Origin of the sequence: Salmonella sp. SAL4457, assembly GCF_046548235.1 — a bacterium.
In the GTDB taxonomy this organism is placed as follows: Bacteria; Pseudomonadota; Gammaproteobacteria; order Enterobacterales; family Enterobacteriaceae; genus Salmonella; species Salmonella enterica.
Genome location: NZ_JBGDZO010001172.1, coordinates 1 through 243 on the forward strand (window position 1 = coordinate 1; position 243 = coordinate 243).

Here is a 243-nt window from a genome sequence, read left to right on the forward strand (position 1 = left end):
GCTCAGGGCCGAAAGCACTTTCGCGGTGATCTGCTCGACCGAGCCGACGCCGGCGATGCTGTGGTATTTCGGGGTGCCTTCGGCGGCCGACAGCTTCTGGTAGAAGTCGACCAGCGGCTTGGTCTGCGAATGGTAGACCGACAGGCGGTGACGCACGGTCTCTTCCTTGTCGTCCTCGCGCTGGATCAGCTCTTCGCCGGTAACGTCGTCCTTGCCGGCGACCTTCGGCGGGTTGTGCTCGGT

The 243-nt window shown here is 64.2% G+C and carries 1 protein-coding gene; it reads right to left on the reverse strand.

The window, feature by feature from the left end:
- Nucleotides 1-243 (reverse strand): nucleoside monophosphate kinase (locus ACLJNW_RS27875; protein WP_410961833.1); only part of this gene is annotated, 243 nt, incomplete at both ends.